This is a genomic window from Enterobacter sp. 118C5 (genome assembly GCF_034107645.1).
In the GTDB taxonomy this organism is placed as follows: Bacteria; Pseudomonadota; Gammaproteobacteria; order Enterobacterales; family Enterobacteriaceae; genus Enterobacter; species Enterobacter nematophilus.
The window spans coordinates 233,790-247,333 of record NZ_JAWNEU010000003.1; the positions used below are offsets into that span (position 1 = coordinate 233,790).

Here is a 13,544-nt window from a genome sequence, read left to right on the forward strand (position 1 = left end):
TTTATACAGTATTTCAGGTTTCCCGATGGCTTTAACCGCGGCGCTGAAAGCGCAAATTGGCGCATGGTATAAGGCGCTACAACAGCAGATCCCCGATTTTATCCCCCGAGCGCCGCAGCGGCAGATGATTGCCGACGTAGCAAAAACGCTCGCCGGGGACGACGGGCGACATCTGGCGATTGAAGCCCCGACCGGCGTCGGGAAAACCCTGTCGTACCTCATTCCCGGCATCGCGATAGCGCGGGAGGAGGACAAAACGCTGGTGGTCAGCACCGCCAACGTGGCGCTGCAGGACCAGATCTTCAGCAAAGATTTACCCCTGCTGCGCAAAATCATCCCCGACCTCCGGTTTACCGCCGCCTTTGGACGCGGGCGCTACGTATGCCCGCGTAACCTGGCGGCGCTGGCCAGCAGCGAGCCCTCGCAGCAGGATCTGCTCGCCTTTCTGGATGATGAGCTGACGCCAAACAACAAGGCAGAGCAGGAGCAGTGCGCAAAGCTCAAAGCCGAACTCGACGGCTATAAGTGGGACGGGCTGCGGGATCACACCAGCCTGGCGATTAGCGACGACTTATGGCGCAGGCTCAGCACCGATAAAGCGAGCTGCCTGAACCGCAACTGTCACTACTACCGCGAGTGCCCGTTCTTTGTCGCCCGGCGCGAGATCCAGGAAGCCGAAGTGGTTGTCGCCAACCACGCGCTGGTGATGGCCGCGCTCGAAAGCGAAGCGGTGCTGCCGGAACCCAAAAACCTGCTGCTGGTGCTCGACGAAGGCCACCATCTGCCGGACGTGGCGCGGGACGCGCTGGAGATGAGCGCTGAAATTACGGCGCCGTGGTTCCGCCTGCAGCTCGATCTCTTCTGCAAGCTGGTGGCGACCTGCATGGAGCAGTTCCGCCCGAAAACCACGCCGCCTCTAGCGGTCCCTGAGCGGCTGAGCGAGCACTGCGAAGAGGTCTATAGCCTTATTTCGTCCCTGAACAACATCCTGAACCTCTATCTTCCCGCCGCCCAGGAAGCGGAACACCGCTTTGCGATGGGGGAGCTACCGGAAGAGGTGATGGAGATTTGCCAGCAGCTGGCAAAGCATCTGGAAAAGCTGCGCGGACTGGCGGAGATGTTCCTGAACGACCTCAGCGAGAAAACCGGCTCGCACGACGTGGTGCGTCTGCACCGCATCCTGCTGCAGATGAACCGCGCGCTGGGGATGTTCGAAGCGCAGAGCAAGCTCTGGCGGCTGGCCTCGATGGCGCAGGCCTCGGGCGCGCCGGTCACCAAATGGGCCACCCGCGAAGTGCGGGACGGGCAGGTGCACCTCTTTTTCCACTGCGTGGGCATCCGCGTGGCCGATCAGCTCGAAAAGCTCATCTGGCGCAGCGTGCCGCACGTGGTGGTCACCTCCGCGACCCTGCGCTCCCTGAACAGCTTCTCCAGGCTACAGGAGATGAGCGGCCTGAAGGAGAAAGCGGGCGACCGTTTTGTGGCGCTGGACTCGCCGTTTAACCACTGCGAGCAGGGCAAGCTGGTCATTCCGCGCATGAAATTCGAGCCGCTTATCGACAACGAAGAGCAGCACATTGCCGAGATGGCGGCCTACTTCCGCGAGCAGGTCGAGAGCAAAAAATACCCCGGCATGCTGGTGCTGTTTGCCAGCGGGCGCGCGATGCAGCGTTTCCTCGAACACGTTACCGATCTGCGTTTACTCCTGCTGGTGCAGGGCGACCAGCCACGTTACCGGCTGGTGGAAACCCACCGCAAGCGCATCGACAGCGGCGAGCGCAGCGTGCTGGTGGGACTACAGTCTTTTGCCGAAGGTCTGGATCTGAAGGGTGACTACCTGACGCAGGTGCATATCCATAAAATCGCCTTCCCGCCCATCGACAGCCCGGTGGTGATCACCGAAGGCGAGTGGCTGAAAAGCCTCAATCGCTATCCGTTTGAGGTGCAGAGCCTGCCTGCGGCGTCGTTTAACCTGATTCAGCAGGTGGGGCGTCTTATTCGTAGCCACGGCTGCTGGGGCGAGGTGGTGATTTACGACAAGCGTCTGCTCACCAAAAACTACGGTCAGCGTTTGCTGAACGCGCTGCCTGTTTTCCCGATTGAACAGCCGGAGGTGCCGGAGGTAAAAAAACGCCCGGCAAAACTGACCGCCGGGCGTGGAAAAAGCATCCGTGCTAAGAGGCGCGTTCCTACTGGTAAGTGAAGGTCACCTGAATCACGCTGCTGAACGTGCCGGCGGTGACGGGCATGGCGGTAGCGTAATAGCGTGCAGACAACGGAAACGTGGCCGTGTGGTCACTCGGGTTAATGGCGACGTTAAAGGCCGCCTGCGGGGCAATCAGTATTTTGTCCTGACGGTCTGCCAGCTCCAGCGCCAGCCCTTTTGCGCTGCCGATATTGGCGAACTTAGTCGGGTGCGCGCTGTCGGGCTGGCCGTAGAAAAAGGCCGTGGCGAGAGCAAGCGTGGCCGGGCAGTGCGACACAGAAAGGGAAAAGTCTTTCCACTCGCCGGTATCGCCCACGTCTTTAAAGCTGCCCGACACCGCCTGGCCCAGATCCACCGTCAGGTTTCGGCTGGCGCTGTCGATGACGCAGGTGTTGGCGTAAATATTCCCCGTCATCTGGATCTGAATGTCGTCAGCGTGAGCCTGGGCAATCAGCCCCAGCGCCAGAATCGCAATGGTCTTTTTCATGTTGGTCACTTATAGGCGAGAGTGATGGTAGCAACGGTGTTTGCAGGACCGGGTGTGACCACATCGCTGACCTGCTCGTACCGCACCTCAAACGGTATGGTCAACGTTTCGTTGGCGATGGCTTCGCTTCGGGTATTGACGTAGGTATCGAAGGTAGCAATGTTGTTGTCGAACAGCATCCTGACGCCGACTCCCGTTGCGGCTCCGGGCTGCTGCGTGAGTTTCAGCACTCCTTCAAACGCCGTTTCATAGCCGTTTGAGCTGGTGATCTTTACTTCGGGCTGCACGGTGCTGTCGCAGTGCACCGTGACGTCAAAATTCTGCGCTGGAGAGGAGAGCATCCCCACGCTGACAAAGTCGCTGACCGGGAAATCTCCAAGGTTAACCGTCAGGTTTTTTGGCAGGACGGAGCAGGTGACCTCTTTAAGGATGACGTTGCCCGCATAGGCGATGTCGTTAGGGTTGCCGATCCCTTCGTGGTGATACACCCCGATACCAAAACGAGTCTGGCTCTGATCGAGCGTGCCAGACGCTACCGTATCGCTGGTTTTGACCAGCTCCAGCGTAACGTCAAAATTAAAGCTCTGTTTGCCATCGCTGGAAACATACCCCACCGGCGTTCCCGTTGAGATGCAGTTAACGCCGCCTGCTCCGCTGATGCGCTGCCCCCGATCGTTCATCAATGCCACCCCAACGCCGGGAACACCAGAGTCGTAGACACCTTTTAGTCCTGGGATCTCTGCTCCCGTACCGTAGTAGCAGGATACGATCTCCAGGCCGCTATCTGCGGCCTGATCGCAGTTACCGGCGACATGGGCAACCTGTTCTGTTCCAGGAATGGTCTCACCTACCGCCAGCGTTGTCGGAACGGAGATTGACGCCACGTTAATCATCTTCGGCAGGTCCGGCGTTGTACAGGTCGCCTTCGCATGCGGCATAAATAACGCGGCGGTTCCCAGAACCAGTAAGTAAAAGCACTGTTTAATCATTTGCATAATCGTTAGCCTGAACGGTAGATCAATGACACTGCGCGGCAGCGTTAATGATGCTGGTTTTCTCTTTCTCATCCGTTAGCGCATAGTCAGCGACGCAGTGCTCGCTCGCCTCCTGTCCCCAGGAAACGTTGAGATGCCCTTGCTGTGGCAGACCCGACAGGTAGGTCTGGCCGTCGTTCCCGACAATAAATTCGCTGTCTTTATCCTCGGTGGTGACCGTTGCGCCGAAGGGCAGCGGTTTACCATTTTGTGTCAGCGTCATCAGCACGCGGTTACCTACGCGGGTATTAAAGCTGGCGCGCACCACGGCCCCGCGGGTTGGGGTGACGATCTGCGCCGCGTGGGTGACGTCGGCGTCGTCCGGCAGCGTTTCGGTATCCAGCGCAATGGTGTTGTGGCGATACGCGGTAACAAACGGCACGACGGTGTAGCCGCGGAAGTCGGTCTCAACGCCCGTCTGGTTCGCGATGTGCGTCCCGTGGGTTCCCGGCGCTTTTACCAGCGCGATGGTCTCACCGAGCGGCTGGCTCAGGGTTATCCCGTTAGCATGGGCAACCACGCCGCCCTGCAAACCGACGTTCACGGTCTGCTGATATTTGTCCTGACTGACCCCTGCGCTCACTTCGCCATAGGTCGCTTTGTAGTCGGCGTTGATGCTGGTGGAGTTACCGCTGCCGGTGCTGCTCAGCCCTTCCTGGATGTTCCAGTTCAAGTTGTCTTCTTTCAGCGCCGTGCCGTTCAGGCCGATATTCTGCGTCGTGCCGTCTTTGGTGTTGTTCAGGTTGTACGTGGCCCAGGTGTTATGCATCCAGTGGTCCAGCGGCACCGAGACGCTCAGCGAGAACTGGTTGTCGTTCGTGACCTCATTACCGTCTTCATCGCTGTCGCTGGTGTTTTTGTTCATGCTGTAGCTGAGGCTGTAGCTCACGCCGTGCCAGCTGTTGTTGTAGCTGACGCTCAAGGAGGTCATGTTCTGGCTCTGGCTCCAGTACGTCTCTTTCACCATGCTCAGGGTGACGGACCCCCAGCCTTCCGGCAGCGTCTGGTCGATGGTGGCTTCGGTTCGGGCGCGGCGCTGCTGAGGTGCAGACCAGTCGTCAGAGTGGGTATAGGACTCCATGGTGTCTTCGAGGGTGTAAAACCCCTTGCTGTTATAGCGGTAGCCCGCCAGCGTGAAGTTGGTGCCAGAGCGGGCGATATCTTTGCTGTAACGCACGCGCCACGACTGGCCTTTGCTGGCCTGCTGTTTTTTCAACAGGGCTTTGGCGCGGGTGACGTCGATCGAGAACGCCCCTAAATCGCCCATGTTTTTCCCGATACCTGCCGCCTGAGACTGATAATGGCTGCTCTGCTGCACGCCACCGTAGGCGGTAAAACCGTAGGGTAAACCGTAGATGGCGCTGCCCTGGGCAAACGGGGTCTTTTCCACGTCTTTGTCATAAGAACGATAGCGCCCGGCGGTCACGCTGTAGCGCAGGTTTTTTTCACGCTGCAATACCGGCACGGAGGCAAACGGCACCACGAAATGGCTTTCGCTGCCGTCGGTCTCTTTCACGGTGACCTGAAGATCGCCGCTGCTGCCGGTGGGGTAGAGATCGTTAATTTCGAACGCGCCCGGTGCGACCGTGTTCTGATAAATGATGTACCCGTTCTGGCGTACCACCACCAGCGCGTTACTGTGGGCGGTGCCGCGAATAATGGGAGCGTAGCCTTTTTCACTGTCCGGCAGCATGTCGTTATCGGATTTCAGCTCCACCCCGGTGTAGGGGACGCTGTCAAAAACGTCGGAAGGGGAGGAGCTCTGGCCGACGGTGAGGTCGCTTTTCATCGCCACAATGTCGCGCTGCGCGTAGGTATAAACGGAGGTGAATTTCTGGTCCTCCTCCTTACCCGTGGTGCTGCGATTCCAGGTGGAATAGTTGCGAACGCGCCACGCGCCAATGTTCAAACCTGGACGCAGGTTAACGTACTGGCTGCTGGTGTCCTGTTCACCCTGCTGGCGCGCATGGCTTTGGCTGGCGTTTGCGCTGTAGTTAAGCAGGCCCGCGTTGATCCCTTCGTCAAATTCTTTTGGGTCAATGTAACCGCGAGGCACCTGACCGAGCGCCGACTGGGGAATGCTCAGCAGCAGCTGCTGGTTGCGAACGCGGAAAGTCGCGGATGCGGCAGGGATGGCGTGTAAATCGGCGCACTGGCCTTTGGCCATCAGCTGCGTATATTTTTTGGTTTTGATGCCGAGGCTTTTTAAATCGTCCAGGGTAAAGCAAGGTTGCAGCGTGCTGTTGCCCTGAGCGTCTTTTTGCAGAGTAAAGGTGACATCGCGGGTATCAATTTTATTGTTATTGATAAATATCGCGACCTGATATTTACCCGGCGCCTGGCCTGGGCCTTTTTCATAGACGGACAAATCGGTTTTCCCCTGCTGGGGATTATCAATATCCAGCAGGGCCGGGTTAAAATAATCATCAGCCATAACCTGCTGCGCAAAGATCGCCATTGCCAGGCCACAAAGAATGACCAGCAATGACGAAAATCGGCAGGTGAACGGCTTTTTATCGCTGTACATGATTATTTTATTACCGGGGAAGTATTAATGAACGGATTTCGACCAGGTATGGCTGATGCTGCCGTAATCAGTAATAATGGAATACGTGACGCTTGAGCCCCCGACATTGCCAGGTAGAGCAAAATGCGTTTCCGTTTTCGGCACGGCCCAGGTGGCTTTAGTGATTTTATGACCATTCAGCGTAACGGTCTGGAAATTCATATAGAACGGCGTAGGGTTATTCACCACCAGCTCATTACCTTCGCGGCGCCATTCAAGTTTATCGGCCACATCTTCTGGTCTGCCTTTTACCGCAGACGGGCGATACAGTAATTTGATTCGAGTATTAATGGCGATTTGCAGCGTATTTATCCCCTCAACGTGTTTTGAGGAAGGGATGGCTTTAATATTCAACCAGTACAGGGATTCCCTGTCTTCCGGTAAATTTCCGCCCGTACGCACCACGCGCAGAACGTTATCTTCTTTTGCATCCAGACGGAAAAGCGGCGGGGTGATCAGGAACGGGGCTTTGGCCGGGTTTTTACCGCCGGAATCAACCCAGGACTGCACCAGATAATCCGTCGCATCTGGATTTGAAAGACCAAGAGAGGATTCCTTTTTATCTCCCTGATAGACCAGACGGGTGCCATTAATAATGACGCCCGCATGTGCAGTGGCGGCTACCAGTAAAAGAGTGCTCAGTAAATAACCGTGGCGCATAAAGATTTCTCAATAAATAGATGAGATATTAATGCCCGCAAAAGCATTAATATCTCAGGATTGATAAGATCAGTTATAAATAACGGTGAAGGTCGATACAGAGTTAGCAGGGCCTGCGGTAATCGCAGCGCCGGTTTGGATATAACGAGCGCCGAACTCAAGATCGTTAACCGCCGTGCCGGAGGCTAATGGATATTGCTGAGACGGCGTATACAGGGTGACTGGCTGCTCTGACGCGTCAACCAGCTGAATAGCGACACCCGTAGCCGCATCGGTATCCGGCGTTAAGGCCAGCGTGGCGTTGTTATTCGCATCCGGCGTACCGCCGAAGTTAATCGCAGCGGAAGTGACCGTTTCCGGGCAATTCGTTAACTGAATATCAAACTTCGTTAATGTGCTGGTAGAGCCTGCGCCGGTAAATACCGTTTTAGACACTTTACCCAGCTGAACATTTAATGGGTTACTTAACCCATTCACGACCTGACAAGCAGAATCGATAATTTCACCGGTGAAATTGATCTGACCTTCACCGTTTGTTGTCGCAAATGCGGATGCAGAACATCCTATCATTGCGGCGATGATTAAACCTAAAGCAACCTTGTTCATAACAAATCCTGGTATGTTTCTGGTGATAGCGTTGCCTGGACGTTTTCACCGTTGACCCTTAATGACTTTCCGCTGGTTATTTAATCAAATATTGATGCGTTAAGAATCTTCTGTAGAAATCACAAATAATTGAAATAATGCTTGAGTTTCATTTTTCGCCATAAAAACAGAGCGTTGATTGTGTCGAAAAAAACTAACGTCCAGACGTTCAACGGGGCTATATTGTTAACAAGATGATATTTTCAGGAGAGATGTCGTGGATTATCGCAAGATTATCAAAGAGGTAGGCCGGGGCAAAAACCACGCCCGCGATCTGGACCATGAGACCGCTCGCGCCCTGTATACCCGTATGCTCAATGGCGAGGTACCGGACCTGGAGATGGGCGGAATCCTGATTGCGCTGCGCATCAAAGGTGAAGGCGAAGCGGAGATGCGCGGTTTCTACGAGGCGATGCAGGCGCAAACGCTGCGCTTAACGCCGCCGGTGGCAAAACCGATGCCGATCGTAATCCCGAGCTATAACGGCGCGCGCAAGCAGGCAAACCTGACCCCGCTGCTGGCGATCTTATTACATAAGCTGGGGTTCCCGGTGGTGGTACACGGGGTCAGCGAAGATCCCACGCGCGTGCTGACAGAAACCATCTTTGAACTGCTGGGCATTGAACCGACTCTTCATGCCGGCCAGGCGCAGGCAAAGCTGGAGGGGAACCAGCCGGTCTATATTCCCGTGCGCGCGCTCTGCCCGCCGCTGGAAAAGCAGCTGGACATGCGCTGGCGCATGGGCGTGCGCAACAGCGCGCATACTCTGGCGAAGCTGGCGACGCCGTTTGCTGAAGACGCCGCACTGCGACTTTCCAGCGTCTCACACCCGGAATACGTGGGGCGTGTTGGGAAATTTTTTGAGGAGATTGGCGGCAGGGCGCTGCTGATGCACGGTACGGAAGGTGAAGTTTATGCCAATCCACAGCGCTGCCCTCAGCTGATGCTGATCGATCCTGCCGGTACGCGCGTTGTGCTCGAGCGTGGGGAAGACAACAGCGATGTTCTCCTGCCGGAGTCGAAAGATCCGCAGGTTACCGCGCACTGGATTACGCAGTGCCTGGCCGGGAATGTGCCGGTTCCACAGTCCATCAAGCTGCAAATGGCCTGCTGCTTGCTGGCGACAGGGGAGGTTGAGACGGTGGAAGCGGGGTTACAGCGCGTGGCGCAGTCGTTTTAGGCAAAAAAAAGCCCGTCCAGTGGCGGACGGGCAAACAAGGGTAACAACAGGGTCAATGAGGGTTGGAGCAGCTCACCAGAGGGTTTGGCGAGGGTACAGCATTCATTCAGGCAATTATTTATAGATAACCGCAGTACCGCTCAGTTTGTTATTGGTGTTAGCGGAGGTGATGGTGTATCCGCTTGCACCGGCAGCCGCCGCTTTCTCAGCCAGCTTAGCTTCCAGACCGTCCAGCGTGGTTGCGCCTTCTGCACTCACCACACCGATTTTATTCATGCTCTGGGCCTGAGTTGATGAAACAGGCTCTGCGGCGAATGCGCCAAAAGACAGAGCGGACAGGGCAACAGCAGCTACAGCATATTTGATGGTTTTCATAATTAATCTCTCGCAGGTGTTTTCTGTTAAGGGGACGATGTTCCGTCGATGTGATAAGTATCACGTTTTTTTCGGGGGGATAAAATCGAAGAGAATTGACGTGGTCAATCAAAAAAATTGAATGACAAATAACTTATTGATTATTAATTAAATCAAAGTTGCGCTTTACACTTCTTGTTGCTGCGCTTTACAGAAGATAGATGAAGGGCACATTTTGCTACGCGGTTCGCTAAAATTCGTGAGCGTAAAGGTAAGCGCCCACGCGGTTAACTTAGGTAAAGGAAAGTCAACGTAGCTGGCTGTCTTTCGATCCTCTGCGATTATAACCTGAATGTGAAGCATTTTTTGAATCTTTATCCTGCTGGCAGCTGATGCATAACCTTACGCCGGGAATGGCTTTACGCCGCGCCTCAGGGATCAGCTCTCCGCACTCTTCGCACTCCTTCAAACTTTCGCCGCGCGGAATCTCCCCGCGAGCGCGCGCAACCGCATCTTCAATAGTACTGTTGATCTGTTCGTTAACGGCGTCATCATTCGCCCAGCCGGAAGCCATAGCATCCTCCTGCAATCGGTATATACCCTGCTTTTAATATGGGGTTAAAAAATGAACAATCAAGATAAAGGGGAAAACGAACTGCATCCGGCAGGCAGATGCAGTCTTATAAAGAGGGAAATTATTTATAGATGGTTGCCGTGCCGTACATATGGTTATCTCCGCCTGCGGAGTTCACCACAAAGCCTTTCGCACCTTCCTGGCGGGCTTTCTCGGCCAGTTTGTTTTGCAGATCGTCCAGGTTACTTGCGCGGCTAACCGAGACGGTGCCCGCCGGACGCAGCTGGCTGGTATCGGTACTTTCATTCAGTGACTGAACGGCCATTGCAGAAAATGAAGCGGTCGCCAGGGCGCCGGCGATAACAGCAAGGGTCAGGTACTTTTTCATAATCACATCCTCATGAGGAAACAACAGGTGATTCCCTTTAAGTTTAGAAGCCTGACGAGTGTGACTTAGCGCAAATATTTGATGATGATCTGCTTATTTTTTGAACGATAAAAACTGACAATTCGCTGACAGATCATAGACGTAGAGGTGTTTGATTTACGGCGTTTTTTTAAGCGCCGCAGAGAAAGATTTACCGCTGGGCCAGCACAGGGTATCTTACGCCGCTGTTTAAAGGAGAATGCCATGACTTCCCAAAAGCCGGGATTGCACCCGCGAAACCGCCACCGTAGCCGCTACGACATGAGCGCCCTGTGCCAGAGCTGCCCTGCGCTGCAGGACTACATTGTCCAGACCCCAGCGGGTGAGCCGACCGTCAACTTTGCCGATCCGCAGGCGGTGAAAACGCTGAACAAAGCGCTGCTGGCGCATTTTTACGGCGTGGCGCACTGGGATATCCCGGAAGGCTTTCTCTGTCCTCCCGTTCCGGGCCGGGCTGATTACGTCCATCACCTTGCCGATCTTCTCGCCGAAGATCGTGACGGCGCGATCCCACCGCAGGCTTCCGTCCTGGATATTGGTACCGGGGCAAACCTGATTTACCCGCTGATTGGCGTGCATGAGTATCGCTGGCGCTTTACCGGGAGCGAAATCGGCGCCGAGGCCTTTGCCAGCGCGCAGGCGATCGTCAGCGCTAACCCCGGCCTGAGCCGCGCCATTCGTCTGCGTCGTCAGAAAGATGCGGCGTCGATCTTCAACGGCATTATTCATAAAAACGAAAGCTATGACGCCACGATGTGCAACCCGCCGTTCCATGATTCGGCGGCAGCGGCCCGCGCGGGCAGCGAGCGTAAACGCCGCAACCTCGGTCAGGCGGAAGACGCCGCGCTGAACTTTGGCGGGCAGCAGCAGGAGCTGTGGTGCGAGGGCGGTGAAGTTGCCTTTATCCTGCGCATGATTGCGGAAAGCAAACAGTTTGGCCGTCAGGTGAAGTGGTTCACGACGCTGGTTTCCCGCGGGGATAACCTGCCGCCGCTCTACCGCGCCCTGAGCGAAGCGGGCGCCGTAAAAGTCGTGAAAAAAGAGATGGCGCAGGGCCAGAAGCAGAGCCGCTTTATCGCCTGGTCGTTTATGGACGATAACAAACGTCGCAAATAGTACCCCCTCGTAGGCCGGGTCAGGCGAAGCCGCCACCCGGCTCGGTTACAGCGTCGGTTCCTGCGGAGGGAGCGGCGAGGCGGGCGGCGACAACACCTGATACGTCTGCACCGGCGTTCGCACGTTCGCCAGATCGAAGTGCTTTTTCACCATGCTGTCGAGGGCAAAGCGTACCGTCCACTGCTTCAGCGGCTGCGTGGTGAACGACACGCGCAGGGTGAACGCCGTGTTGGTCAGCCCAACGATGCCGGCAAACGACGGTTCGCCAATCACCAGCCCGCGAATATCCTCCATCTCCATCAGTTCGCTGACCGCATCCCTCAGCGCCTGCTTCGCTTTATCCGCATCCTCATGACGATCCACATCGTAGTTCGCCACAACGGAGCCAATGCCGCGCACAAAGTTGGCGAAGGTGGTGATCGATGACCACGGAATGATGTGGTACGCCCCGGTATCCTGACGCACGCCCACCGAGCGAATCGACATCCTCTCCACGGTGCCGGTCAGCGGCCCGATGGTCACCAGATCGCCCGTATTCATTCCGTTCTCAAACTGGATAAAGATGCCGGTAATAATATCCTTCACCAGCGTTTGCGAACCGAAGGAGATCGCCAGCCCCAGCGCGCCGGCACCCGCCAGCAGCGGGGCGATATTCACGCCGATTTCCGACAGCACGATCATGATGGTGATGGTGCTGATGATCACCGCCAGCGCATTACGGAACAGGGTCAACAGCGTGCGCGCGCGGGCGCTGGGGAGCGGTCTGCCGTGAATATCCGATACCAGGCGGTTCTCGATAAGGCTCGCCAGCAGCGTCCAGCCAACGGTGGAGAAGAACAGAATCAGCGCGATACGAATTAAAATATCGACGGTCTTCTCGCCGGCGCCGTTATGCAGCCAGTTCCAGAAATCAAACAGGCTCCACGCGTTCAGCAGCAGCATGATCGCCACGCAGACGGTCAGAATGCGCGCCACCTTGAGCGACACCGACATCCAGCCGTTCACCCGTTTTTGCAGTTCCGGGTAATTACGCTGCACCTGCGGCGACAGGGTGATGGTTTTCGAGATCCAGCGGGACAACAGCCCGGACACAAATGCCGCGATGCCGATAATCGCCAGGCTTTTAAACGTCGCCCCCATCATAAATTTCAGGCTGTTTCCCGGGTCGAACAGCGAGAAGAAGCACAGCACAATAAAGTACGCGCTTGCCAGCCAGTGCCACACCAGCGCGAAGGCGCGGATAAACAGGCTGAAAAAAGAGAGGGAACGGTCGGCCAGATGCAGCAGACTCTCGGTGATCGCCCTTTTATTGTGAAAGATAAGGTACAGAGACCAGACGGTTATACAGAGCATAATCAGCACGTTCGCCAGCGCGCCAAACTGCACGTTAACCTGGTTGGAGATAATCGGCACGGCAACCAGCAGGCCGTAGCCTATCAGGCCGCTGAGGACGCTTAGCCGCACGGCCCAGTATTTCGCGCTGTCGTCGTTGATATTGAAAGGGCGAAGCTCAGGCACGCGCGGGCAAAAGATGACGCGCAGCACCGCTTTAAAAAATTCGATGAGCGCAAACGCGTTCAGGAAGAGCGCCTGCTGGAAGGCAATGGTTTTGTTGCCCGTATTGAGGCGGTCCGCCAGCACCTGACCGACAAACAGCGTTAACGCCAGCAGCAGTAAATCGATGATAAACGCCCCGGCAACCATAGCGGGGAGGTGCAGCCAGCTGTTTTTATGCTGGTTCTTTTTTCGCCCCCAGTGGCCCATCCTGCGGTACAGCGGCCAGGCGCACAGGCGCACCAGCCAGTAAAAAATAAACACGGCCGCGGCCAGCATCAAAAACTGGGTGGCGGCGGCGGTAAAGGTATGCGGGTTAAACGCCTTGTGCTGGGATCCCATCAGGTTGCGGTAAAGCTGGGCAAAGCGTGAGGAGAGCGCTTCCCCATAGTGGCGGCTCACGTCGGTGATGTTTTCCAGCACCGTTTTTTGTTCTTCCACTGGCGGCGGGGTGAGGGTCGGAACGGTTTCCTGCGGCGGCGTGGCGGCGGCTTTGCGCAATTGCTCGATGAGCTCTTTTCTGGAGGCGTCGTTTTCAAGGACGTCGGCAAGCGCGCTGTAAGCCGCCTTTTTTTGTTCAGCATCCGGTTCCGGAGGCGGCGTGCTTTGCTGGGTAGCGGTCGTTCCGGTGGTGACACCGGGGATCGCCACGGCGAGCGATGGCGCACTAAACAGGCTTATCAACAGCAGCAGGATCCACGGCACGGCGTCCTCCGACAAAAAATATCGTGCAAAATGATA

Annotated in this window: 12 protein-coding genes; 3 read left to right on the top strand and 9 right to left on the bottom strand. The window is 56.1% G+C overall.

Annotated features, from left to right (window positions below; translation table 11 throughout):
- The first annotated feature begins 25 nt into the window (after nucleotides 1–25).
- Nucleotides 26–2,203 (top strand): ATP-dependent DNA helicase DinG, encoded by a 2,178-nt coding sequence (dinG, locus tag UTO39_RS08770; RefSeq protein ID WP_320726971.1) that lies wholly within the window; start codon nucleotides 26–28, stop codon nucleotides 2,201–2,203.
- On the opposite strand, the gene UTO39_RS08775 is transcribed toward dinG, so the two are convergent.
- From UTO39_RS08775 to UTO39_RS08795, 5 genes are all read right to left on the bottom strand, one after another.
- A complete protein-coding gene (locus tag UTO39_RS08775; RefSeq protein WP_320726972.1) occupies nucleotides 2,190–2,693 on the bottom strand; it encodes a fimbrial protein in 504 nt (167 codons plus the stop codon). The genes dinG and UTO39_RS08775 overlap by 14 nt on opposite strands.
- Nucleotides 2,694–2,698: 5 nt before the next feature.
- Nucleotides 2,699–3,688 carry a fimbrial protein gene (locus UTO39_RS08780; protein WP_320726973.1) on the bottom strand — a complete coding sequence of 330 codons (990 nt, stop codon included), beginning with the start codon at nucleotides 3,686–3,688 and terminating at the stop codon, nucleotides 2,699–2,701.
- A gap of 22 nt (nucleotides 3,689–3,710) precedes the next feature.
- Nucleotides 3,711–6,254 (bottom strand): fimbria/pilus outer membrane usher protein, encoded by a 2,544-nt coding sequence (locus tag UTO39_RS08785; RefSeq protein WP_320726974.1) that lies wholly within the window; start codon nucleotides 6,252–6,254, stop codon nucleotides 3,711–3,713.
- Nucleotides 6,255–6,278: 24 nt separating this feature from the next.
- Nucleotides 6,279–6,953: a molecular chaperone gene (locus UTO39_RS08790; protein WP_320726975.1), complete on the bottom strand. Its 675-nt coding sequence runs from the start codon at nucleotides 6,951–6,953 to the stop codon at nucleotides 6,279–6,281.
- Between the two features lie 69 nt (nucleotides 6,954–7,022).
- Nucleotides 7,023–7,559 carry a fimbrial protein gene (locus UTO39_RS08795; RefSeq protein ID WP_320726976.1) on the bottom strand — a complete coding sequence of 179 codons (537 nt, stop codon included), beginning with the start codon at nucleotides 7,557–7,559 and terminating at the stop codon, nucleotides 7,023–7,025.
- A gap of 256 nt (nucleotides 7,560–7,815) precedes the next feature.
- On the opposite strand from UTO39_RS08795, the gene ybiB reads away from it, so the two are divergent.
- Nucleotides 7,816–8,778: a DNA-binding protein YbiB gene (gene ybiB, locus UTO39_RS08800; RefSeq protein WP_061098797.1), complete on the top strand. Its 963-nt coding sequence runs from the start codon at nucleotides 7,816–7,818 to the stop codon at nucleotides 8,776–8,778.
- A gap of 114 nt (nucleotides 8,779–8,892) precedes the next feature.
- Here the strand turns inward: ybiB and ybiJ are convergent, their stop codons facing one another.
- The 3 genes from ybiJ to mcbA form a co-directional block, all read right to left on the bottom strand.
- Nucleotides 8,893–9,153: a DUF1471 family protein YbiJ gene (gene ybiJ / locus UTO39_RS08805; RefSeq protein ID WP_237991935.1), complete on the bottom strand. Its 261-nt coding sequence runs from the start codon at nucleotides 9,151–9,153 to the stop codon at nucleotides 8,893–8,895.
- A gap of 286 nt (nucleotides 9,154–9,439) precedes the next feature.
- Nucleotides 9,440–9,706: a DksA/TraR family C4-type zinc finger protein gene (locus UTO39_RS08810; protein ID WP_320726977.1), complete on the bottom strand. Its 267-nt coding sequence runs from the start codon at nucleotides 9,704–9,706 to the stop codon at nucleotides 9,440–9,442.
- 121 nt (nucleotides 9,707–9,827) lie between these two features.
- A complete protein-coding gene (gene mcbA / locus UTO39_RS08815; protein ID WP_028012443.1) occupies nucleotides 9,828–10,094 on the bottom strand; it encodes a DUF1471 family periplasmic protein McbA in 267 nt (88 codons plus the stop codon).
- Between the two features lie 243 nt (nucleotides 10,095–10,337).
- On the opposite strand from mcbA, the gene rlmF reads away from it, so the two are divergent.
- The gene (gene rlmF / locus UTO39_RS08820; RefSeq protein WP_320726978.1) at nucleotides 10,338–11,249 is read left to right on the top strand and encodes a 23S rRNA (adenine(1618)-N(6))-methyltransferase RlmF; all 912 of its coding nucleotides are present in this window, start codon (nucleotides 10,338–10,340) and stop codon (nucleotides 11,247–11,249) included.
- Between the two features lie 45 nt (nucleotides 11,250–11,294).
- Here rlmF and ybiO read toward each other — a convergent pair whose 3' ends face one another.
- Entirely contained in the window at nucleotides 11,295–13,508 is a 2,214-nt protein-coding gene (gene ybiO, locus UTO39_RS08825; protein WP_320727075.1) for a mechanosensitive channel protein, read from the bottom strand.
- Between the last annotated feature and the right edge of the window lie 36 nt (nucleotides 13,509–13,544).

Coding starts and splice junctions, on each gene's coding strand:
- UTO39_RS08780 (WP_320726973.1), bottom strand. CDS start 3,688: ATGCAAATGATTAAACAGTGCTTTTACTTACTGGTTCTGGGAACCGCC.
- mcbA (WP_028012443.1), bottom strand. CDS start 10,094: ATGAAAAAGTACCTGACCCTTGCTGTTATCGCCGGCGCCCTGGCGACC.
- rlmF (WP_320726978.1), top strand. CDS start 10,338: ATGACTTCCCAAAAGCCGGGATTGCACCCGCGAAACCGCCACCGTAGC.
- UTO39_RS08810 (WP_320726977.1), bottom strand. CDS start 9,706: ATGGCTTCCGGCTGGGCGAATGATGACGCCGTTAACGAACAGATCAAC.
- UTO39_RS08790 (WP_320726975.1), bottom strand. CDS start 6,953: ATGCGCCACGGTTATTTACTGAGCACTCTTTTACTGGTAGCCGCCACT.
- UTO39_RS08795 (WP_320726976.1), bottom strand. CDS start 7,559: ATGAACAAGGTTGCTTTAGGTTTAATCATCGCCGCAATGATAGGATGT.
- UTO39_RS08775 (WP_320726972.1), bottom strand. CDS start 2,693: ATGAAAAAGACCATTGCGATTCTGGCGCTGGGGCTGATTGCCCAGGCT.
- dinG (WP_320726971.1), top strand. CDS start 26: ATGGCTTTAACCGCGGCGCTGAAAGCGCAAATTGGCGCATGGTATAAG.
- UTO39_RS08785 (WP_320726974.1), bottom strand. CDS start 6,254: ATGTACAGCGATAAAAAGCCGTTCACCTGCCGATTTTCGTCATTGCTG.
- ybiJ (WP_237991935.1), bottom strand. CDS start 9,153: ATGAAAACCATCAAATATGCTGTAGCTGCTGTTGCCCTGTCCGCTCTG.